This window comes from Longimicrobium sp. (genome assembly GCF_036387355.1).
GTDB lineage: Bacteria > Gemmatimonadota > Gemmatimonadetes > Longimicrobiales > Longimicrobiaceae > Longimicrobium.
Map to the genome: position 1 here is coordinate 12,136 of NZ_DASVTX010000563.1, position 21,187 is coordinate 33,322.

A 21,187-nucleotide genomic window follows, 5' to 3' on the forward strand; every position below is an offset into this window, starting at 1 on the left:
TTGCAAGCCGTTGGGGAGGATGGGTTTGCGTGGATGCGCCCACGTCGGTCCCGCGCTTGCTTTTTCGGCGGGCAGGTCCCGCCGTGCGGGTCCGCCCCGGGGCGGGCGTGCCGGCTCATCCTTCCGTGTCGTACAGGAGACTCCATGCGCCGTTCCCTTCCCTTCGCCGCGTTCGCCGCCGCCCTCGCCCTGGGGGCCTGCCAGGATGCGCAGCAGCCCGCCACGCCCTCCGATGCGTCGCTGGCGCGGTCCGAGAACGCCCCGCTGTACCTGGTGACCTTCAAGGACGGCGTGGACGTGGACGCCGCCACGGCCGACCTGGCCCACGGCAACGGCCTGGCGGTGCGCTCGGTGCGCCACCACGCGGCGCGCGGCTTCTCCGCCGCCATCCCCGAGGCGCGGCTGGCGCGCATCTCGGCCGATCCGCGGGTGGAGATCGTGGAAAAGGACTACGTGGTCACGCTGCGCCTGCCCAGCGCCGAGGCGCGTCCGGGCGGCGGCGGCGGCACCACGCAGACCACGCCCTGGGGCATCACCCGCATCGGCGGCGCCGGCGACGGCACGGGCAAGACGGCGTGGATCCTGGACACCGGCATTGACCTGAACCACGCGGACCTCAACACCAGCCGCAACTGCCACACCTTCTTTGCGGGCACCAGCCCGGACGACGGCAACGGGCACGGCACGCACGTGGCGGGCACCATCGCCGCCAGGAACAACGGGCAGGACGTGGTGGGCGTGGCGGCCAACGCGTACGTCTGCTCGGTGCGCGTGCTGGGCAACAGCGGCAGCGGCAGCTACGCGGGTATCATCGACGGCATCAACTACGTGGCGGCCAACGGCGCCTCGGGTGACGTGGCCAACATGAGCCTGGGCGGCACGGGCACGAACGCCACCATGGAAAAGGCCGTGCAGGACGCGGCGGCCAAGGGCATCCGCATGGTGCTGGCCGCGGGCAACGACGGGCAGAACGCCAACAACTTCACGCCGGCCCGCGTGAACGGGAACAACATCTACACCATTTCGGCCATCGCCAGCAACGGCTGCATGCCGTCGTGGAGCAACTTCGGCAACCCGCCGGTGGACTTCGCGGCGCCGGGCGTGAGCATTCTGAGCACCCGCAAGGGCGGCGGCACCACCACCATGAGCGGCACCAGCATGGCGTCGCCGCACGTCGCGGGCATTCTGCTGCTGGGCGGTGTGCGCGCCGACGGCAGCGCGACCTGCGATCCGGACGGCAGCCCGGACCCCATCGCGCACCGCTGAGCATCCACGCCGCCGCGCTGCCCCGCGGCGGTCCGGACCTCAGAGCGCCAGAACGGCCGGAGCCCCCACGGGCCCCGGCCGTTCTCTTTTGCTCTCGCGGGGCTGTGTGCCTGCGGCTGAGTCCGCAACCGCGTCTCTCACGGAGTACACGGAGGTCGCACGGAGTTCACCGAGGAAGGCAACAGAAGGACACAAGCAGAGTCGCACTGGGGCGGATGGTGGTCAGATCATCCACACGTTGCGGCGCGTGCGTCCAGTTCTTGACGCGCGTGGGCAATCGGGTTAGATTTGCTTCAACAATAGCCCCCACGCCTAGACGCGGAGCAGCAATGCACGCGGACGCGCACCAGGGGGCTTTTTATTTGTCCCTGGCATTGTGCGTCCGGTGCCGTGTCGACTCCAAAGACCCCCTACAATAAGCCAGCTCTGGCTCCGCCGGAACTGCTGGCGCACCTGATCTCGCGCGGGCTCGAGATCCCCAATCCGCTCACCGCACTCCACGCACTCGAGTACGTCGGCTATTACCGTCTGCTGATCTACATGCGGCCGTTTCAGACGCCGGATCCAGTGTCGGGCGTTCGCCGTTTTGCTGCGGGTGCCACTTTCGATGAGGTGCTCGCGCTCTACGACTTCGACCGTGAGTTGCGGCTGTTGTGCCTGGACGCTGTTGAGCGAATTGAGGTGGCGCTCCGCGCGGCGATCGTGAGTCAGGTAGCCGTCGTTGCCGGAGCCCACTTCTATCTGGAACCTGCGCACTTTGAACGGATTGACGCGTTTGTAGACTTCTACCAGACAGCACGGCGCGAGGAACGGCACCTGGCGGCGAAGCACTACCGCCGTCACTACGCCTCGCCTGAACATCCCCCGATCTGGGCGATGCTGGAAGCAAGCACATTCGGCGTGCTGTCGCGCCTTTTCTCAGGCCTGGCGCTCAGGCACAGGAAGACTGTGGCGTTGCGCTTCGGCTTTGACGAGCGTGTGCTCTCCTCGTGGTTCCGCTCCATCAACCTCGTCAGGAATCTCTGCGCGCATCACGGACGCCTGTGGAACACGCCGATGCACGTGGATCAGCCACTCGCCGCTACCCGCCTGCGGGAAGAGCAGATACCGACGGACCGCCTGTACGCCCGGCTGGTAGCGATCGCTGCGCTCATCGGCATGGTTGACCCGTCATCAGATTGGAAGCGCCGACTGGCCTCATTGCTGGCGCGTTACCCATCCGTGCCGCTGGCACCCATGGGGATCCCGCCGGGATGGAATACACGTCCATTCTGGCGCGTCTGACCGTGGATGGGTCTGAATGGACCAGAGACGCACCGCGTGACCCCCATTAGCGCAGGCAGCCGTCGTGCTTTTCCAGCCGCGGGTTGCTTCTCTGTCTGCGGTTCCGGCACCCGGTCCGCGAACGAAGAACGGGCGCGGCAACCTGCCGCGCCCGTCTCTTATCACCCGTACACCCAGGCTAACGCGTCACGCGGCTTCGCCGATCTCGAACGACTGCAGCGACCGTACGCTGTACACGGCGATGGCGGCGATCACGAGGGCGCCCATGATCAGCGCAGTCTGCCCGGGGAGCAGCGCCGTGAACAGGCTTCCGCGCACCGTGCTGATGGCGTCCGCCATCGCCAGCGTATACTCGCGGATGCTGAGCGCCCGCGTCCCCGCGAACAGCCCGCCCAGCGTTCCCTCCCACATGATCACGTACAGCAGCCCGGCCACCAGCGCCCGGCGCGTGCGCAGGCTCAGCGCCACGAACAGCGCGCAGTACAGCGCGCCGCCCACCATGACCGACGAGGTGAAGCCCCACACCACGTTGGTGTGGTCCAGCCGGCCCAGCATCACCAGGCCCGTGGCCACCGTGGGCGGCACCACCACCGCGGCCGTGGCCAGCGCGGCGGCCACCACGCGGGTCAGAATGATGCGCCAGCGCGCCACCGGCTTGCCCAGCACGTACGTCACCGTGCCGTCCTCGATCTCGCCGCCGAACACCGACGTGCCGATCACCAGCGCCGCCAGCGGCAGCAGCACCCGCACCACCAGCATCTGGTACAGCACCAGCAGCCCTTCCATGCGCTCGTCGTACGTGTCGTCGGAGAGCGCCCGCACCATCAGGGCGAGACCCACCGGCAGCCACGCCACCAGCACCACCCACAGCGCCTTGCGGTTCCCCGTGAACTGGCGAAGAGCCACCGAGGCCAGCGTGCGTTCAATCGTCAGGTTCATCGCTTTACCAGGTAGCTGAAGACGCTTTCCAGCGACTCGTCCGTGGGGTGCAGTTCAAACAGCGTCACCCCCGCGGCGCGCGCCACTCGCGGCAGCGCCAGCGCAAAGGAGCCGCGGTCGCTGGCGCGCACGGTCAGGTGCTCGCCCAGTTCCAGACCCTGCACCGAGGCCTCGGCCATCAGCGCCGCGGCCAGCCGCCGGTCGTCGCTGGACTGGAGGGTAAAGGTGTGCGGCCGGTCCGTCATCAGCCGGCGGATCTGGCGAAAGTGGCCCGAGGCGGCCAGGCGCCCGGCCACGATCACCAGGACGTTGTTGGCCAGCTGGTCCAGCTCCTCCAGGATGTGCGACGAGATCAGGATCGTCTTTCCCTGGTCCGCCAGCTGCTTCAGCAGCACCATCATCTGCATGCGCTGCGACGGGTCCATTCCGTTGAACGGCTCGTCCAGCAGCAGAATGCGCGGGCCGTGCACCAGCGCGCCGGCGATCTTGGCGCGCTGCCGCATCCCCTTGCTGTATCCCCCGATGCGGCGGTGCATGGCGTGCCGCAGGTCCACCGTGTCGATGGCGCGCTCCGCCGCCGCTTCCGCGTCGGCAATGCCGTGCAGCCGCGCGTTCATGAGCGCGAACTCGTACGCCGTCAGCAGCGGGTACACGGCCTCGCGCTCGGGAACCAGCCCCACGTGCCGGTACACTTCCGGGTTCTTCCACGCCGTCATCCCCGCCACGCGCACCTCCCCCGCCGACGGCGCCAGAAAGCCCGCCATCATGTGCAGAATGGTGCTCTTGCCCGCGCCGTTGGGGCCCAGCAGCCCGGTGATCCCCGCGCCCAGGCTGAAGGTGATGTCGTTGACCGCCACCACGTTGCCGTACCAGCGCGACACATTGGTCAGCTGCACGGCCACCTCCGACGGGGGCGCGGCCGCGGGCGCCGGGGCGGGCGCGGCGGATTCCATCAAACCCACGCTCATGTGCGGATCCTCTTGTAGCGGTACAGCAGGAGAGCGGTGAACAGAACGGCGATGATGGGCACGGCGGCCAGGAACACGCCGGGCGCGATGTGGGCCTGCGCCAGCGGCCCCCCGCGGCCCGGCTCCTTGCCGAACAGCGCCAGGATGGCCCCGGTCACCACGAACACCGGGTTCAGCAGCAGCCCGTGGTCGCTCGCCCGGCTGTCCATCTCCGATAGGATCCCCGCCATGGCGAAGGTCACCAGGTACAATCCCAGCACCATGGCGCTGGCGATGCCCCGTCGGGCCGTGAGCGACGAGAGCGCGAGGGAAAGCGTGCCCAGCACGGCCGCCGCCACGATGCCGGCGCCCAGGATGGGGAGAAAGTTGCCCGCCTCGGCCCGCAGAGCCGTGCGGAACGAGGTCGCCATCCCGAACCGGCCGATGAGGATGATGAGCAGCGGCGTAAACACCAGGATGAAGACCGCCGTGGACATGGCGGCCAGCTTGGCGAGCGCGTAGTCGCTGGTGCGCAGCGCGCGCGCAAAGTACAGCGGCAGCACGCGGTTCTGCTGGTCGCGGCTCACCAGTTCGGGGGCCTGCGCGGCGCAGAAGAGGGCGACGCTGACGCCCACCCAGCCGAAGTAGTTGTGGTATTCGATCAGCTTTACCCCCTCGCCCAGCATGGCGCCCACGCCCACCTGCAGCGCGGCGGGAAAGTTGATGGCCGCGAACAGGAACCAGGGAATCCACAGCGACTTGAGCCCGCGCCCCAGCCCGAAGGCGGTGCGGAGCGACTGCGTGTACAGCGTGCGAAAGGCGTAGCCGCGGCCCAGCCGCGTGCCCTGGTAGTTGCGGTACCCGATGTCGTAGATGGTGCCGGCAACGGCGTCAGTCGCGAGCGACATGCGCCTCCTGTGCGGTGGGGGTGGGGTAGACCGCGGGGCGGAACAGCTCCTGAAGGGTGTGGCGGCGGCGCTCCATGCGCACCAGCGCCAGCCCCAGCTCGGCCGTGGCGTCGCGGACGGCGTCGTACGGCCGCTCGTCCGTGAGCGGAAGCAGCACCAGCGCGCCCTCGGTGCGGGCCTCCACGCCCGCGCGGGCCAGGTACGCCAGCAGCGCCTCCGTCCCCTCGTCCACTTCCACCGCCAGCAGGTGCTGCGATCCGGTGAACGAGTTGAGCGGCGCCGCGCTCTTCAGGTGCCCGCCGTCGATGGCGACCAGAAAGTCGCTCACCCGCTCGATCTCGCCCAGCAGGTGCGAGCTCACCATCACCGCGATGCCGAACTCGCGCCCGGTGCGGCGCACCAGTTCCAGCATCTCGTCGCGGCCGGCGGGATCCAGGCCGTTGGTGGGCTCGTCCAGCAGCAGAAGCCGCGGGTCGTGCACCAGCGCCTGCGCCAGCTTGACGCGCTGCTTCATCCCCGTGCTGTAGCCGCCGATGAGCCGGTAGCGCTCTTCGTACAGCCCCACGTGGCGCAGCATCTCCGCCGTGCGCTCGCGGGCGGCCGCCTTGGGAAGCCCGCTCAGCCGGCCCATGTGCGACACGAAGTCCGTGGCCGTCATGTCCGGCGGCAGGCAGTCGTGCTCGGGCATGTAGCCCACGAGCTGGCGGATCTGGATGCCCTGCGTGCGCGCGTCCATGTCGAACACGCGCACGTCGCCGCTGGTGGGGTTCAACAGCCCCAGCAGCGACTTGATCAGGGTGCTCTTGCCGGCCCCGTTGGCGCCCACGAACCCGATGATCCCGGGTTCCAGCTCCAGCGAAAGGCCGCTCAGCGCCGTCACGCCACCCGGGTAGGTGTGCGTGAGGTTGCGTACCGAAATGAGGGACATGCCGTCCGTTTCGATGGATGGGCGGGTGGGAATGATGAGGCGATTCCGCCGGAGGAGCGGCGGGCCGTGCGGTAGGTGAACGGAGAAAGTAGCTCGCGAGTTTCAGGCGCGCGAGTCTTTTGTTTCCGGAAGCAGGGCTTGGGTTGGATGCAAGCGGCAACTGCGTCTCACGTGGAGTGGAGGAGCTACGCGGAGGAACTGCCCGGGCGGGCGTCTGATCCGGGGCGCTTCGGCCAGATCGCCGGGGCGATGATTTCCGGATGGATGAAAGATGATTTCCGGATGGATGAAAAGCGGGGCCCGGCGATGGTCGCCGGGCCCCGCTTGCCGTCCGGATCAGGTCAGACGCCCTTGGGGTCTTCGCCCTGCCGCGATCCGCCGCCATGCTCCATCGGCGGATCCACGGGCTTGGTGTCCTCCGTCATCGACGGCCACGCGCCGCTCCCGCTCGTGGAGCCTGTCGATCCCAGCCCCGACGATCCGGTCGATCCCAATCCTGACGACGATCCGCCCAGCCCCGAGGACCCGCTTCCGGTCGAGCCCAGCCCCGACGATCCGGTCGATCCCAATCCTGACGACGATCCGCCCAGGCCAGAGGATCCGCTCCCGCTCGATCCCAACCCGGAGGATCCGGTCGATCCCAAGCCGGACGACGAGCCACCGAGGCCCGATGATCCGCTTCCCGTTGAGCCCAGCCCCGACGTCGAGCCGCCCAGCCCCGAAGAGCCGGTCCCCGTCGATCCCAGCCCCGACGACGAGCCGCCCGTCGAGCCGAAGCTGGAGCTTCCTGTCGATCCCAGACCCGAAGAGCCGCCCGTAGACCCGGCGGCGGACGAGCCGAATGCGGAGCCGGCGAGCGGGTCGGTGGACGCCGTGCCCGCCGTGCCGATGTCCGGCGACAGGCCGCTGGAGCCGGCGGGCGTGGTGCCCGTGGCGCCCGGCGTGGTGCTGGCCGACGACGGCGAGGGCGAGCCGGAGCCGCCCGCCGCGCTGCTGTGCCGCGCCTCGGTGCGCTCCGCACGCTCGTCGAACTCGCGGCGCAGGCCGTCCAGCGCGCCCTGAATGCGCGTCAGCAGCCCGTCAATGCGCGGCTGCACCTCGGCGATGAACTCGTCCACCCGCGGCTTGGCCCGGTCTCGCGCATCCTCCAGCGTGGGCTTGATCTGCTCCACGGCGCCATCCACCCGCGTCTCCAACTCCTGGAACGCCTGCTTGATCTTGGGCCGCAGATCACCGAACAGCGACTCCAGCCGCGCGTTGATGTCCGCGAACGGATCGTTGCGCCCCGCGCCCCCCGATCCGGTGGAGCCGGTAGACCCGGTGGAGCCCGCGGACCCGGCCGATCCCGCCGACCCGGTGGAGCCGGATGAGCCCGAGGCGCCGCCGTCGGTGCGGCCGGCGGGAATGGGGTGGCCGCCCAGCTCCGCCGCCGCTTCCGAGCCGCTGATGGGGTTCACCGTGCCGCCCGATCCGCCGGTGATTCCGCTGCTCTGTCCAAGGGGCTCGCCGGAGCCGCTGGCGGGAGGTCCGCCGCCCGCGGTGCCGCCGGGAGTGTCGCCCGGGCCGTAGGGGTTCTGATCCATGAATGATTCTCCGTCCGTGTGGGCCTGTGCAGCCTGGCCGCCGGCCGATGCCGGCGCCCAGGAGACTACGTCGCAAAGCAGACAGGGTTTCGCACGCACCGGCCGTGCCGCGCACGCCATCCTTTCGCCCCTCCTTGTCTGCTAATAAAATAGCAGTCCGGAACCGTGTCTCATCCACCCCTCGCCCGGGCAATCCATGCGCATCGCTCCGCTGCTCGCCCTGCTCGCGCTCGCCGCACCCGCCCACGCGCAGGCGCGCACCCCACGAACGGGAGAAAGCATGCTCGTCGTCGCCAACAAGCAGGACGCGACCGCCTCGCTCATTGACCTCCGCACCGGCACCACGGTGGCCACCCTCCCCACCGGCACCGGCCCGCACGAGGCCGCCGTTTCGCACAGCGGGCGCTGGGCCGTGGTGAGCGACTACGGCGACCGCACCCCAGGCGGCTCGCTGACCGTCATTGACCTGGATGCGCGCGCGGTGGCGCGAAAGATTGACTTGGCGCCGCACCGCCGGCCGCACGGCGTCGCCTTTCTTCCCGGCGACAGCGTGCTCGCCGTCACCTCGGAGACCAGCCAGGCCGTGCTCCTGGTCAACTTCGCCTCCGGCGCGGTGACGGCCGTCCCCACGCAGCAGGCGGGCTCGCACATGCTCGCCGTGTCGCCGGACGGGCGGACCATCTACACCGCCAACGTGGGCTCGGGGAGCGTGACCATGATCGACGTGGCCGCGCGGCAGGCCCGCTCCGTTCCCGTGGCGCCGCGGACGGAGGGCATCGGCCTGACGCCGGACGGATCGCACGTGTGGGTGGGGAGCAACGAGCAGAACACCGTCACCGTGCTGGACGCGCGCACCCTGGCCGTCATCGACACGATGCCCGCGCCGGGGCTGCCCTACCGCGTGAACGGCGGCGGGCGGTGGATGGTGGTCAGCAACCCCATGACGAGCACCGTGCGCGTGTTCGATGCGGCAACGCGCGCGCAGGTGGCGGAAATCGCCATTCCGCTGGACGCCGCGCGGGCGGTGCCGGGCGCTGAGGGGAGCGCCGGGCCCGTGGGCGGCGTGGTGACGGCGGACGGCGCGCGGGCCTACATCGCGCTGCAGGGGATGAACGGCGTCGCCGAGATCGACCTGGCGCGGCGCGCGGTCGTCCGCGTGCTGCCCACGGGCGCGGGGCCGGACGGCATTGCGCTGGCGGTGCGCCGCTGAAGCGCACGTTCTCGACAGACGGCGCGGCGGGCGCCATATTCCCGGCGCACCGCCGCATGCGGTGCGGCGCGTGCACTCCGTACCGAGGACGAACCGATGTCGACCGTTGACCTCCCCACCGCTGGCGCCCCGCTGACGGTTCTGAACGATGACGAGCAGGCCTTTCGCGACGCCGTCCGGCAGTTCGCGGAAGAAGACGTCCGTCCCCGCGTGGGCGAGATGGACGAGCACCAGAAGATGGACCCCACGCTCATCCCCCAGTTCTTTGAGCTGGGGCTGATGGGCATCGAGGTTCCCGAGGAGTTCGGCGGCACCGGCGCCTCGTTCTTTACCGCCGCCGTGGTGGTGGAGGAACTGAGCCGCGTGGACGCCAGCGTGGGCGTGATGGTGGACGTGCAGAACACGCTGGTGAACAACGCGTTCCTGCGCTGGGGCTCGGATGCGCTCAAGGCCAAGTACCTGCCGCAGCTGTGCAGTGAAAAGGTGGGCGCGTACGCGCTTTCCGAGGCGGGCTCCGGCAGCGACGCCTTCGCGCTCGCCACCCGCGGCGTCAAGGTGGACGGCGGCTACCAGGTCACCGGCCGCAAGCTGTGGATCACCAACGGCGCCGAGGCCGAGATCTTCATCGTGTTCGCCAACGTGAACCCCGAGGCGGGCTACAAGGGGATTACGGCGTTCATCGTGGAGAAGGAGTTCGACGGCTTCTCGGTGGGCAAGAAGGAAGACAAGCTCGGCATCCGCGCCTCGTCCACCACCGAGCTGGTGCTGGAGAACGTGTTCGTGCCGGACGAGAACGTGCTGGGCGAGGTGGGCAAGGGATACAAGACGGCCATCGAGACGCTGAACGAGGGCCGCATCGGCATCGGCGCGCAGATGATCGGCATTGGGCAGGGCGCGCTGGACGCCACGGTGAAGTACGTGCAGGAGCGCGAGCAGTTCGGCAAGCGCATCGGCGACTTTCAGGGCGTGCAGTTTCAGATCGGGCAGATGGCCACGGAGTTGGAGGCCGCGCGCCTGATGGTGTACAACGCGGCCCGACTCAAGGATGCCGGGCTTCCGTTTCTGCAGGAGGCGGCGATGGGCAAGCTGTTCTCGTCGCAGGTGGCGCAGCGCATCGCCAGCACCGCGGTGGACCTGTTCGGCGGCTACGGCTTTACCCGCGAGTACCCGGTGGAGAAGTTCTACCGCGACAGCAAGATCGGTTCGATCTACGAGGGCACCAGCAACATGCAGCTGCAGACCATCGCCAAGAACCTGATGAAGTAAGCAGGTCCGGCGGTCTTGCTGGACCCACGGTTGGTCCGGGAATGATGAACGGCCACGCTCTCCTGAGCGTGGCCGTTCTGGCATGTGCACGTGAAACCTTGCGTATGTTCAGTCTCGCGTGCACTGTTCATTGGAGACTGAACATAGAATGTTCAGTGATGAATGAACATGGATTGCGGCAGTGAACAATCCCTCAGATTTCCCGAATGCGGAACGAAGCGCGGTGGTCGCACTGCTTCGCGAAGCGCTCGGTCCCGAATGGAAGATCGCCGGCCGGACCGGCAGGGGCGGCGAGGTGGAGGTGCGCCGCACAGGGGGAGATCCTGTGCGGCTGCACCTGCGGCGCTGGTCCGGCGAGACTTCGCCTGGCGAGGCGTCGGCCCTGTGGGTGATCAGGGCCGGCCGGCCGTCCATCCTGCGTGGCCTTCGTGAACACCGGCAGAATTTCGTGGCGCTTACCGGCGCTGCGCGGCTGGTGCTTCCCGGGCTGCATCTGGACCGCACGGACCTGAAGCCCGCGGCGCGCTTTCCGGCGCTCGCCAGCCGGGCTCAGCCGTTTGCCGATCGCAACTCACTGATTGTCCGTACTCTGCTGGCGCATCCGGGCAGAATGTGGAGTGTGCGCGAACTCAGCCAGCAGGCCGGGGTCGCGCTGGGAACCGCGTCGAGCGTGGTGCGGGCGCTCGTGCAAGCCAGAGTGCTGCGGTCCGAGACGGCCGGGCGAAGATCGCGGATCTGGCTGGACGATGCCGAACCGCTGCTGGAGCGGTGGTTCGCCGCGTACTCGTGGGAGCGGAACGAGCGCGTTGCCTTTCACGCCCCTGTGGGAGATCCCCAGCGCTTCGTTCAGCGGTTGCCGGTGCTGCTGGCGGGCGAGCGGTGGGCGCTCACCCTTCAGGCGGGCGCCTCGCGCGTGGCGCCGCACGCCGCGTGGGACCGTGTTCATCTGTACGTGGACGTGAAGCGCGGGGCGGACCTGCTGGCCTTGGGGCACGAACTCGGCTGGGAGCCCGCGCCGGACGGGCGGGTGGTGCTGATGCGGCCCTACTACAGATCCGCGGTGTGGGAGGGTGTTCAGATCTTGAAAGATCTGCCCGTCGTCAGTATTGTCCAGTTGGTGGTGGACCTGTGGCACTACCCTCTGCGCGGCCGCGAGCAGGCCGAGCACCTGCTGAACTCCGTGCTCCTGGAGCACTGGCATGACCGAGCAGGCCGACCTGGAGCGGACGCTCCGGGCGATTCTCGTTGAACTGGGGCCGTACCGGTCGGATGTGGTCCTGATCGGTGGATGGGTGCCGTACCTGTACCGGCACTACGGCGGATTTTCGGCGTGGGGCGGCTCCGACTCGCTCACGTTCGAGCTGGACGTGCTGGTGCCGAGGCCCCTCCCCGCGGACGGGCGAGCCACGCTCGCCCGCCTGCTGGCAGACTCGGGGTTCCGCCCGGATACTGCCCGCGGCCCGTCGGCCGTGTGGGTGCGGGATCTGGAAGCGGGCGAAAAGATCGAGTTCATCGCGCCGCACCGGGGAACCGCGCACGGGCAGGGCCGTACGGTGACGCTGGAGGGGCAGCCCGGGCTCGGTGCGATTCCGCTCGCGGAACTGGAGGTGCTGGCGGAGCACACCCGCATGCTCGCGCTGGCGCCCGCCTACGGCCTTCCCGCGGTTGAGGTCCGTGTGCCCACGCTGGGAGCGTACGCCGTCAACAAGGGACTCACGTTCGTCCGCAGGCACACCCGCGTGGACACGGGCGGCGCGCCCAAGATGGTGAAGGACCTCGTTTATCTCTGCGATCTCATGCAGGGAGGGACCGATGTGGTGCAGGCGATCACGCAAGATGTAGAGGCCGTCGGGCGAGCCTCGTACGCGCACGCCGACCGGGTGCGGTGCGCGGGGACGAACCTGCGGTTCGCGATCGACGGGCACCTCCGCCATCTGGTCACGGACGCCGCCAGGATGGTCAACGAGCGTGGCAATGCGCGCAGCCTCGCCGCTGAAGAGTATCGGCTGCGCGGGCTCCTGATCGACCTCGAGGAGATCCTGCTGGATGCGGCGGAGCGGCTGACGCGGTTTGACCCCGTTCCTGCCTTGGCGGATGAGTATTGAACTTGGCACCCGATCCGGTCTCACCGGTGTCGCGGGAAAGACGAACGGCCACGCTCTCCGGAGCGTGGCCGTTCTGGCATGTAGGACGTGAAAGCCTTCCCAGTGTTCGGTCTCGTGTACACGGTTCGCTCTTCACTGAATGAAGAGTGGACATGGGATACGGCAGTGACCCGCAGTGACCTCGACGCCCTCCTCGGAGCTGAGGACGAACCCTGACCCGACAAATGACCGCGCTCTTCGGAGCGCGGTCATTTGTTCGCGACTGCCGGTCAGCGTAGCGGGAATTCGTGCATCCCCGCCCGACCACTCAGATGAGAGTCGCGGGATCAGGCTCCCGACCATTCTCGTTCGCCCCGGCTCTGGGGCTGCGCCGCTGCGACCGTCGGCCCGTGCCGAGGCGCATCACCATCTATCAACAGGGTTTCCATGAGATCAAGGATTCTGTCCCGGCTTGGGGCGGTCGCTCTTGCGGCCGCTCTGGGTGGCTCCGCCGGACTTGCGCCGCCGCCCCAGATCTCGACCGGCCCGGCGCGCGCGGCGGTTGCGCCGGACTCGGTGCGCACGTACGAGGGTGGCCCCGAGCTTCTTCCCGCCGGGCTGCAGCCGCTGTCCGTCACGAAAGTTCCCGCTGATCTCGCCGACGCAGCCGACAGTGTCGTTCTGCGCTGGGCCGTGCCGCGGGCGGCGAACGTGGGCGCGCGCGTGGTCACGATCCAGCGGTACAATCACTGGGGGCGCTCGCATCGCCGGGTGGTCGGCTATCACCTCACGCCCGCCCAACTGGCGGCGCTCTTCCCGGCGCCCCGTACGCAGGCCGCATCCGCGGTTCCCGCACCTGCGCCGGCTCCTTCCGGGGCGAGTTCCAGTTCCGGTTCGGGCAGCGTCCACGTTCGGGGCTACACCCGGCGTGACGGAACGTACGTGCGCCCGCACACGCGCTCCAGGCCGCGGCACTGACCGGCGCGGAACGGACAATCAGAACGGCCCCGCTCGCGCGAGCGGGGCCGTTCTGATTTCATCCTGCCGAGGAACCCCGTCCGGCTTACCGGCTGAGCATGCCGGAGCGGGTTTCGTAGCCGGCCACGCGGGTCCACGCGTGCGTGCTGCCCGAGGGGCGGATCGCCCAGAAGTCGAAGTCGGCGTAGGCGCGGTCGCCGGCCGCGTTCAGCGCAGCCCAGCCCGTGGTGCCGTGGTAGCTGCCGGCCACCTGCGCGTAGCGCACGGCCAGCGAGTCCACGCCCACGTTCTCTCGCGAGGTCAGGTACGCCAGCGCCGCCACGCGCGCCGCGTCGTACACGGCCAGCGCAAAGGCGTCGGGAACGGCGCCCGCGCGCTGCTGAATGCGCGCGGCAACGGGCTCCCAGTTGGTGCGCGCGCTCAGGTCCAGCCCAAAGAGCGCCGACGGAAAGCCCACCGTCTCCGCGAAGGCGACGGCGGCGGGGCGGGTGAGCAGCGCGCCGCTCTGCGCGATGCCGTCGGCGCCGTACCAGCGCACCGTGGCGAGCACCGGGTCCGCGGCCGCGGCGGCGAACAGGTCGGCGATCTCGTCAAAGCCGGCGGCGTACACTCCCACCTGGCTGGCCGGGCGGGTGGCGAGCGCCGCCCGCACCTGCGTGCCCAGCGCGGCGATGGTCGCCGCAAACGCCGTGGTGGAGGCCGCGTACTCCACGCCGGTGGACACGGTGCCGCCGCGGGCCGTGAAGCCGCGGCGCGTGGCCGTGTGCAGCCCCTGGTTGCCGGCGTCCGCCCGCCACACCGGGATCATGGCGCGCACACCGTCGCCGTACATGAGCGCGGCGGAGGCCACGCCTTCCAGGCTGTCCGCCGCGGTGAAGCGGAAGATGTGGTCGCCCGCGATGGCCAGCGAACCGGCCGTGCTGGACTGGCTCACGATCAGCAGGTTGTTGCCGTCCACGTAGCTCTTGATGGCCGCCAGCTCGGCGCTGGACTGCGGGCCCACGATCAGCTGCACGCCCTCGGCGCGCATGGCCTGCACGGCGGAAAGCGCCAGCGCCGGATCCAGCTTGGTGTCGTGCACGTCGGCCACGAAGGTGATGCCGGAGCCCGCGGCCTGCGCGTTGGCGTCCTGCACCGCCAGTTCCAGCGCCGCCTTGCTGGTGACGCCCAGCGACGACCAGTTGCCGGTGAGCGAAAAGATGCCGCCGATGGGCACTTCGCGCCGGTCGGAGCCGGTGCTGTCGTCGCAGGCGCCGGTGGCCAGGAGCCCGAGCGCAACGGCGGCGAACCCGCAGGCCCGGCGCAGGCCGGGGAGGCGGGCAGAATGCATGATCTTCACGTACGTCCTTGTCAGTTGATGCGTGCCGCGGAACCGCGGCGGCAGGGAGGACCGGCTGGGTGGGACGGACCGGCGGGTGGCGCCGGCCCTGTGTGCGCCGGAACGTCCGGCGGGGTAAAGATAACAGATGCAGCCGCAGACTGAAACCGGCTGCTACTCGTCCGAGTGGAGATGCTGGTACTCCACCGAGAAGTCCGGGCCGAGCTCACGCCGGACGGCGGCGAGCGCGTCCAGCGCGGCGCGGCGGAAGCGCTCTCGCTCCTCCGCGGACCAGGGGCTCGGACCTGCGGGATCATCCCGGTCCAGCGCGCCATCGTGCCAGCGGGAAAGCCCGTCCAGCCGGGCGAGCGTTGCCGCGGAGAGCGGGAGGCGGTGCTCGACCGGGCCGACATCGAACACGTCCCGCGCCGCGTCGTTACCGCACCACAGGCACCCGCCGCCCCACTCGAACATCAGCCGCAGCCGGTACTTCGCGGACTCGGGGTTCACGGATCGTGCGCGGTCCACTCCACCTCCTGCACCGCACCCGCGCGCATGGCCTGGCGCACGGCCGCGATCCGCCCCGGCGAGGTGGAAAAGAAGGTGGTGTACTCGTCGTGATCGGCGCGGAGAGCATGGGTTGACGGCGCGCACAGCAGGCGAAAGTCGCCCCCTCCGCGCAGCGCGGCCGTCAGTCCCGCCGCGATCCCCTCCAGATCGCCCTCCCACAGCATTCCTGGCGCCTCCGGCCAACTCGTCGGGCCTCCCGCGGCGCGGCGCAGCGCGACGAGTTCCGCCGGCTCGCAAAACACGATGTCATCCATCACCAGCAGCGCCGCGCGGGCCGGTGCCAGGTGCGTCAGCAGCTCCCTCGTGAACCAGGGCAGCCGGGGCAGCGGGGTGTGAAAGGTCACCTGCCGCTTCCAGCTCGTGCGGCCGCAGTTCTCCCTGCGCCAGAGCCGGCACTCCTCCGCGCTCAGGACGCGCGCCGGACGCGGAGGAGCGGCCCCGGTCAGATCTCCTGGGGCCACTCGCCGTCCCAGGCGACGACGCGGGCGAACGCGGCTTCGCCGCCCTGGAACTTCCAGGGAAAGCAGCCGATGATCAGGCGGCGGTTCTGCAGCTCCGGGGCGCTGATGTCGCCGCCCAGGTTCTCGATGTGCATGCAGTTCTTGCCGAACAGCTTGTTGTGCGTGAGCTGGTAGTCCTCGTCCGGGAAGAGCCGCGCGATGGCCTCGGGGCCGCCGAACTTCTTTTCCGCCGCGGCGCGCACGCGGTCGCAGTGGCCGTGCATCCCCTTGCCCAGAAAGCGGCCGATGGGCAGGTCCATCGGGTGGTCGGTGGACACGACGTCCACGCCCCAGATGTGGATCTCCTTTTCCAGCAGCCAGGGCACCATGTCCGGGTGCGCGCCGGGGTGCATGTGGATGTACTTCTCCTCGTCCGGCTCGCTTCCCCACTGCGCGTGGCGGTGCCACCCGGTGTGCAGCAGCAGAATGTCGCCCTTCTTGACCTCCACGCGCGACTCGATCATCTCCGGCGTGTACAGCCCCAGCTCGTCCATCTGGTCGCTCAGGTTCACGATCACGCCCGGCCCGCACAGCCACTCCATGGGGATCTGGTCGATGGTCATGCCGCCCGTCACGAAGTGCCGCGGCGCGTCCAGGTGCGTCCCCATGTGGTTGGAGGTCTGGATGTACTGCGCGTTTACGCCGTGCTCCGCCTTGCGCTTGATGTACTTGACCTCGAAGGGCGGGTAGTACGGCCAGAACGGCGCCTGCTCATTCAGCGGCTGCGACAGATCGTACGTCTTCATCATTCTCCGGATGGATTTCGTGGGATGGATGGCGTCGGCCGCGGCGGGCCGGGTCTGGTGGATCGATGGATCAGAGCGCCTGCCGCGCCCGTTCCGCGGCGCGGGGGAGCACGCGGCGGATGAGCACGTCCACGAGCTGGCGGCGGTAGGCCGGCGTGGCGTGGATGTCGCCCGGTGGATCAACGTCCGTCTGCGCGGCGACGGATGCGGCGGCGCGGATGGCGTCGTCCGTGAGCGCGTGGCCCACGAGCGCCGGTTCGGCGCTGGCGGCCAGCACCGGGCCTTCGCCCACGCTCAGCAGCGCGATGCGCGCGGACAGGCAGCGCCCGTCCGCATCCACCCGCACCGCCGCGGCCACGCCCGCGAGCGCGAAGTCGCCGTGCCGCCGCGACACCTCGTCGAACGCGAACCCGGTTCCGGGCGCCGCGGCGGGCACCTCGATCTCCACCAGCATCTCGTCCGGCTCCAGCGCAGTGCCGAACAGCCCGGTAAAGAAGTCGCCCGCCTCCACCACCCGCGCGCCGCCCGGCCCGCGCACGTGAAAGCGCGCCCCCAGCGCCAGCATGACGGAAGGAAGCTCCGCCGCCGGGTCCGCGTGCGCGATGCTGCCGCCCACGGTGCCGCGGTTGCGGATCTGCGCATGCGCTACGGACGGCAGCGTTTCGGCGATCAGCGGCGCGCGCGCGGCGATCACGGCGCTGCGCTCCGCCACGCGCTGCCGCACCATCGTCCCGATCCGCACGCCGCCGTCGCTCTCGGCGATGGCGTCCAGGCCGGGAATGCGGTTCAGGTCGATGAGCACGGCGGGCGCCGCGAGCCGAAAGTTCATCGCGGGCACCAGGCTCTGGCCGCCGGCCAGCAGCTTGGCGTCGTACCCGTGCTCCGCCAGCAGGGCCAGCGCCTCGTCCACCGTGTCCGGACGATGGTACGCGAACGGAGCGGGCTTCATTCCGCGCCGCCCGCGGCGTCGGCGGCCAGGCGCGCTTCCACTTCCTTGTTGAGCGCGTCCAGCCCCTGCTTGGTCAGCATCTTCGCGACCTGGTCCAGGAGGCGCTGCCCCACGCCCGCCACCTTGCCGCCCACGGACAGGTCGGCGTGGTAGCGCATGCGCGTCCCCTCATCCACCTCGTCCAGGTTGACGGTCGCGGTGCCGCGCGTAAATCCCAGCGCCCCCTTGCTGTCCACGTGCATGGTGTAGCTCGCCGGCTCCACCAGGTCCGCCAGGCGCACGGTGAGCGACCACTCCGCCGCGGTCACCGGCCCCACGCCGATGCGGATCACGCCCGTGTACACGCCGTCGCCGGTGAGCGCCAGCCTGCGCGCCCCGGGCATGGCCTTGGCCAGCACCTCGGGGTCCTGCAGCAGCGTCCACAGCGCGGGGCGCGGTCCGGGAAAGGTGTGCTCACCGTCGACGATCATGGGCCCGTGGGGATGGGGGAAGGGAGGAGTCAGTCCGCCGCCAGCGCCGGGTCGGCGGGGCGGGCAGATGCGGGGCCTGCGTCGCGAAGAAGCTCGAACAGGCGGCTGGGGCTGAGCGGGATTTCCTGGATCTCCAGTGCCAGGTGCGGAAGCGCGTTCTCCACCGCCTGCGCGAACACGGCGCCGGTGGGAATGCACCCCGCCTCGCCCACGCCCTTCAATCCCAGCGGGTTGAGGGGCGCGGCGGTTTCGCGGTGCGCCATTTCCACGCGCGGCACGTCCAGCGCCGTGGGGAGCAGGTAGTCGGCAAAGGAGGCGTTCTGCAGCTGCCCGCCCTCGTCGTACACGAGCTGTTCGTAAAAGGCGTTGCCGATGCCGTGCGCCACCCCGCCCTGCACCTGCCCGGCCACGATGACGGGGTTGATCAGCTTGCCGCAGTCGTGGACCACAATGTAGCGGTCAATGCGCACCATGGCGGTTTCCGGATCGACTTCCACCACCATGGCGTGCACGCCGCTGGCCGTGCTGCCGTGGTCCGGGCCAAAGTACGCCGTGGCCTCCAGCCCCGGCTCCGTTCCCGGGATCACCGCGCCGCGCAGCGGGTTGGCGTGCCCCGCCAGCTGCCCGAAGCCGATGGCGCGCGACGGATCGGCCGCCACGCGCACGGTGCCGTGGTGCAGCTCCACCTCGTCCGGCGTGGCGCCCAGAATGCGGGCGCCGTGCTCCATCACCTTGCGCCGCACGATCGTCGCGGCCTCGTGGCACGCGCTCCCCGCCACCACCGCGCCACGGCTGGCAAAGGTGCCCGTCCCCCAGCCGAACTCGCGGGTGTCGCCGGTCACGACGTTCACGTCGCCCACGTTCACGTCCAGCACCTCGGCCACGATCTGCGCAAAGGCGGTGTAGTGCCCCTGCCCCTGCGTCCCCAATCCCGTGGCGACGCGCACGCGGCCGCTGGGCTCGATGGTGACGCGCGCCCCCTCGTACGGCCCGATCCCCGTGCCCTCCACGTAGCTCACGATCCCCATCCCGAAATACCGGCCCTCGGCGCGCATCTGCTCCTGCAGGGCGGGAAAGGTTTCGCGGCCCACGATGTCCAGCGCGGCCTCCAGCGCCGGGGCGTAGTTGCCGCTGTCGTAGTACAGGGGCGCGAAGTCCTGGAACAGGATCTGGAACGTGTGCGGAAACACGTCGGACCGCAGGTAGTTGCGGCGGCGGATCTCGTCCGGCGCCAGCCCCAGCTCGCGCGCGGCGATGTCCAGCAGCCGCTCCATCACAAAGACGCCGTGCTGCCGCCCCGCGCCGCGCACCGGCGTGACCGTGGTACGGTTGGTGAAGACCGCGCGGAACTCGCTGTGATAGGCCGGGACGTCGTACGGGCCCAGCAGGGTGCACTGGCTGTTGATGGGGACGGTCAATCCGTAGGGGTCGTACGCGCCGGTGTCGTGCCAGAAGAAGTCGCGGATCCCCAGGATCTTTCCGTCCCGGCTGAGCGCCATTTCCGCGTCGTGGATCTGCGAGCGCTCCTGCGTGGTGGCAAAGAAGTTCTCCTGCCGGTCCTCCGCCCACTTCACCGGGCGCCCAAGGCGCATGGCGGCCCAGGGAACGAGCACTTCTTCCGGATAGAACATCATGATCTTGGGCCCGAAGCCGCCGCCCACGTAGGGCGCCACGACGCGCACCTGCGACTCCAGCAGCCCCAGCATGCGCGCCAGCCCGTTGCGGATGGGGATCGGCGCCTGCGTGGTGTCCCACACCGTCAGCTCTTCGGCCCGCGTGTCCCAGCGCGCGACGACGGCGCGGTTCTCCATGGCCGCCGCGGCGCCGCGGTCGTAGTGAAAGCGGCGGTTGATGACCAGGTCGGCGCCCAGCACGGCGTCCTCGTAGTCGCCGTGCTTCTGCACCACGTGCGCGGCCAGGTTGGTGCCCAGCTGCGGATGGAGGACCGGCGCGTCGGGAAGAAGGGCGGCTTCCAGGTCCACCACAGGGTCCAGCGGCTCCGCGTCCACGATCACGTCGGCCGCCGCGTCTTCGGCGATGTAGCGGCTTTCGGCAATGACCATGGCGATGGCCTCGCCCACGTGGCGCAGGCGGTCCTTGGCCAGCGGCACCTGTGACGCCTGGTTGAAGACCAGCCCGTCGATGGGCGGCGGGGGGACGAGAAGCGGCCCCGGCTGCCAGTAGTCGCCCAGCATGTCCGCCGTAATGACGGCCACCACGCCGGGGCGGGCCAGCGCGGCGCTCGTGTCTACGCTCAGGAGCTGCGCGTGCGCGTAGTCGCTGCGCACAAAGGCCACGTGCAGCATCCCTTCCAGGTGCACGTCATCCACGAACAGCGCGTTTCCCGTCAGCAGCCGGTGGTCTTCGTTGCGCGGCGGCGACGAGCCTACGTGTCCGCGGCTCATCCCGCGCTCCCGGCGGAGGCGCCGCGTTGGGCGGCGAGCTGAACGGCTTCCACGATGTTCTGGTAGCCGGTGCAGCGGCACAGGTTTCCGCTGAGCGCTTCGCGGATGGCGTGCTCGCTGGGCGAGGGCTCGTCGCGCAGGAAGGGGATCATGGACATCAGGATGCCGGGCGTGCAGAAGCCGCACTGCAGCCCGTGCGCGTCGCGAAACGCTTCCTGCAGCGGGTGCAGGGTGCCGTCCGGCGCCGCCAGCCCTTCCACCGTTCCCACCTCGGCGCCGTCCGCCTGCACGGCGAGCACCAGGCACGAGCGCACGGCCTCGCCATCCACCAGGACGGTGCAGGCGCCGCAGACGCCGTGTTCGCACCCCACGTGCGTGCCGGTAAAGCGAAGCTCGTGGCGCAGAAAGTCGCTCAGCAGCAGGCGCGGCTCCACCGCGCGCTGGTACGCGACGCCGTTGACCGACAGGGTGATTTCCACCGGGGACTGCATAGGGCGTGGCGGCGGGCGTGGGGTGATGTTCCGCGCGGGCCCGGGCGAAGGGAGGTGCCGGCGGGCGGGGAGGACGAACCGCGTGGGATGGGAACAGATAGATGCGGAACGCCGCCGTCGCAAGTGGATGCGGCGTTTTGTCACGAACTCGCAACGCGCGAACGGGCCGTGGCCGGACCCGCCGGTGCGCGGCGGACGCCGAGGCGCGAGCATCCCGTGCGCGCACGACTCCGACCTCGTCGCACCGCCCGCGCCGGCACCGTCCGCGCCACCGGCGTCCTGCCGCCCACCTCGGCGCTGAGGCGTCATTCTGAAGGAGCGTGCGCCGCGCTTTCCCCGGCACCG

Annotated in this window: 19 protein-coding genes; 6 read left to right on the forward strand and 13 right to left on the reverse strand. The window is 69.9% G+C overall.

The features are described 5' to 3' along the window. The first annotated feature begins 144 nt into the window (after window positions 1-144). Complete coding sequence (locus VF665_RS24415) at window positions 145-1,266, forward strand: S8 family serine peptidase (RefSeq protein WP_331056103.1); 1,122 nt, start codon at window positions 145-147, stop codon at window positions 1,264-1,266. 390 nt (window positions 1,267-1,656) lie between these two features. Next, window positions 1,657-2,550, forward strand: coding sequence for an Abi family protein (locus VF665_RS24420; RefSeq protein ID WP_331056104.1), 894 nt, complete (start codon window positions 1,657-1,659; stop codon window positions 2,548-2,550). 186 nt (window positions 2,551-2,736) lie between these two features. Here the strand turns inward: VF665_RS24420 and VF665_RS24425 are convergent, their stop codons facing one another. The 5 genes from VF665_RS24425 to VF665_RS24445 form a co-directional block, all read right to left on the reverse strand. Next, on the reverse strand, window positions 2,737-3,489 hold the full coding sequence (locus tag VF665_RS24425; RefSeq protein ID WP_331056105.1) for an ABC transporter permease subunit: 753 nt from the start codon (window positions 3,487-3,489) through the stop codon (window positions 2,737-2,739). Then, window positions 3,486-4,457 (reverse strand): ABC transporter ATP-binding protein, encoded by a 972-nt coding sequence (locus VF665_RS24430; protein WP_331056106.1) that lies wholly within the window; start codon window positions 4,455-4,457, stop codon window positions 3,486-3,488. The genes VF665_RS24425 and VF665_RS24430 overlap by 4 nt, the downstream gene beginning before the upstream one ends. Then, window positions 4,454-5,344, reverse strand: a complete 891-nt coding sequence (locus VF665_RS24435; RefSeq protein WP_331056107.1) for a hypothetical protein — start codon at window positions 5,342-5,344, stop codon at window positions 4,454-4,456. Before VF665_RS24435 ends, VF665_RS24430 begins: the two co-directional genes overlap by 4 nt. Then, window positions 5,328-6,272, reverse strand: a complete 945-nt coding sequence (locus tag VF665_RS24440) for an ABC transporter ATP-binding protein (protein WP_331056108.1) — start codon at window positions 6,270-6,272, stop codon at window positions 5,328-5,330. The genes VF665_RS24435 and VF665_RS24440 overlap by 17 nt, the downstream gene beginning before the upstream one ends. A 341-nt stretch (window positions 6,273-6,613) precedes the next feature. Beyond that, window positions 6,614-7,855: a hypothetical protein gene (locus VF665_RS24445; protein ID WP_331056109.1), complete on the reverse strand. Its 1,242-nt coding sequence runs from the start codon at window positions 7,853-7,855 to the stop codon at window positions 6,614-6,616. Window positions 7,856-8,051: 196 nt separating this feature from the next. On the opposite strand from VF665_RS24445, the gene VF665_RS24450 reads away from it, so the two are divergent. The 4 genes from VF665_RS24450 (at window position 8,052) to VF665_RS24465 (ending at window position 12,436) form a co-directional block, all read left to right on the forward strand. Further along, the gene (locus tag VF665_RS24450) at window positions 8,052-9,065 is read left to right on the forward strand and encodes a hypothetical protein (protein ID WP_331056110.1); all 1,014 of its coding nucleotides are present in this window, start codon (window positions 8,052-8,054) and stop codon (window positions 9,063-9,065) included. Between the two features lie 96 nt (window positions 9,066-9,161). Then, window positions 9,162-10,331, forward strand: a complete 1,170-nt coding sequence (locus tag VF665_RS24455) for an acyl-CoA dehydrogenase (protein ID WP_331056111.1) — start codon at window positions 9,162-9,164, stop codon at window positions 10,329-10,331. 223 nt (window positions 10,332-10,554) lie between these two features. Further along, window positions 10,555-11,580, forward strand: a complete 1,026-nt coding sequence (locus VF665_RS24460) for a type IV toxin-antitoxin system AbiEi family antitoxin (protein ID WP_331056112.1) — start codon at window positions 10,555-10,557, stop codon at window positions 11,578-11,580. Continuing rightward, window positions 11,531-12,436: a GSU2403 family nucleotidyltransferase fold protein gene (locus VF665_RS24465; RefSeq protein WP_331056113.1), complete on the forward strand. Its 906-nt coding sequence runs from the start codon at window positions 11,531-11,533 to the stop codon at window positions 12,434-12,436. The genes VF665_RS24460 and VF665_RS24465 overlap by 50 nt, the downstream gene beginning before the upstream one ends. 1,042 nt (window positions 12,437-13,478) lie before the next feature. On the opposite strand, the gene VF665_RS24470 is transcribed toward VF665_RS24465, so the two are convergent. The 8 genes from VF665_RS24470 to VF665_RS24505 all read right to left on the reverse strand — a co-directional run bounded on the left by VF665_RS24470 (window position 13,479) and on the right by VF665_RS24505 (window position 20,842). Next, window positions 13,479-14,723, reverse strand: coding sequence for an ABC transporter substrate-binding protein (locus VF665_RS24470; protein ID WP_331056121.1), 1,245 nt, complete (start codon window positions 14,721-14,723; stop codon window positions 13,479-13,481). 162 nt (window positions 14,724-14,885) lie between these two features. Then, window positions 14,886-15,239 (reverse strand): hypothetical protein, encoded by a 354-nt coding sequence (locus VF665_RS24475; RefSeq protein ID WP_331056114.1) that lies wholly within the window; start codon window positions 15,237-15,239, stop codon window positions 14,886-14,888. Further along, a complete protein-coding gene (locus VF665_RS24480; protein WP_331056115.1) occupies window positions 15,218-15,625 on the reverse strand; it encodes a hypothetical protein in 408 nt (135 codons plus the stop codon). Before VF665_RS24480 ends, VF665_RS24475 begins: the two co-directional genes overlap by 22 nt. A gap of 98 nt (window positions 15,626-15,723) precedes the next feature. Then, window positions 15,724-16,527 carry a cyclase family protein gene (locus tag VF665_RS24485; protein ID WP_331056116.1) on the reverse strand — a complete coding sequence of 268 codons (804 nt, stop codon included), beginning with the start codon at window positions 16,525-16,527 and terminating at the stop codon, window positions 15,724-15,726. Between the two features lie 70 nt (window positions 16,528-16,597). After that, window positions 16,598-17,476: a xanthine dehydrogenase family protein subunit M gene (locus tag VF665_RS24490; RefSeq protein ID WP_331056117.1), complete on the reverse strand. Its 879-nt coding sequence runs from the start codon at window positions 17,474-17,476 to the stop codon at window positions 16,598-16,600. Continuing rightward, window positions 17,473-17,946: a carbon monoxide dehydrogenase subunit G gene (locus VF665_RS24495; protein WP_331056118.1), complete on the reverse strand. Its 474-nt coding sequence runs from the start codon at window positions 17,944-17,946 to the stop codon at window positions 17,473-17,475. The genes VF665_RS24490 and VF665_RS24495 overlap by 4 nt, the downstream gene beginning before the upstream one ends. 29 nt (window positions 17,947-17,975) lie before the next feature. After that, on the reverse strand, window positions 17,976-20,351 hold the full coding sequence (locus tag VF665_RS24500) for a xanthine dehydrogenase family protein molybdopterin-binding subunit (RefSeq protein WP_331056119.1): 2,376 nt from the start codon (window positions 20,349-20,351) through the stop codon (window positions 17,976-17,978). Further along, complete coding sequence (locus VF665_RS24505) at window positions 20,348-20,842, reverse strand: (2Fe-2S)-binding protein (protein WP_331056120.1); 495 nt, start codon at window positions 20,840-20,842, stop codon at window positions 20,348-20,350. The genes VF665_RS24500 and VF665_RS24505 overlap by 4 nt, the downstream gene beginning before the upstream one ends. Window positions 20,843-21,187: the final 345 nt, after the last annotated feature.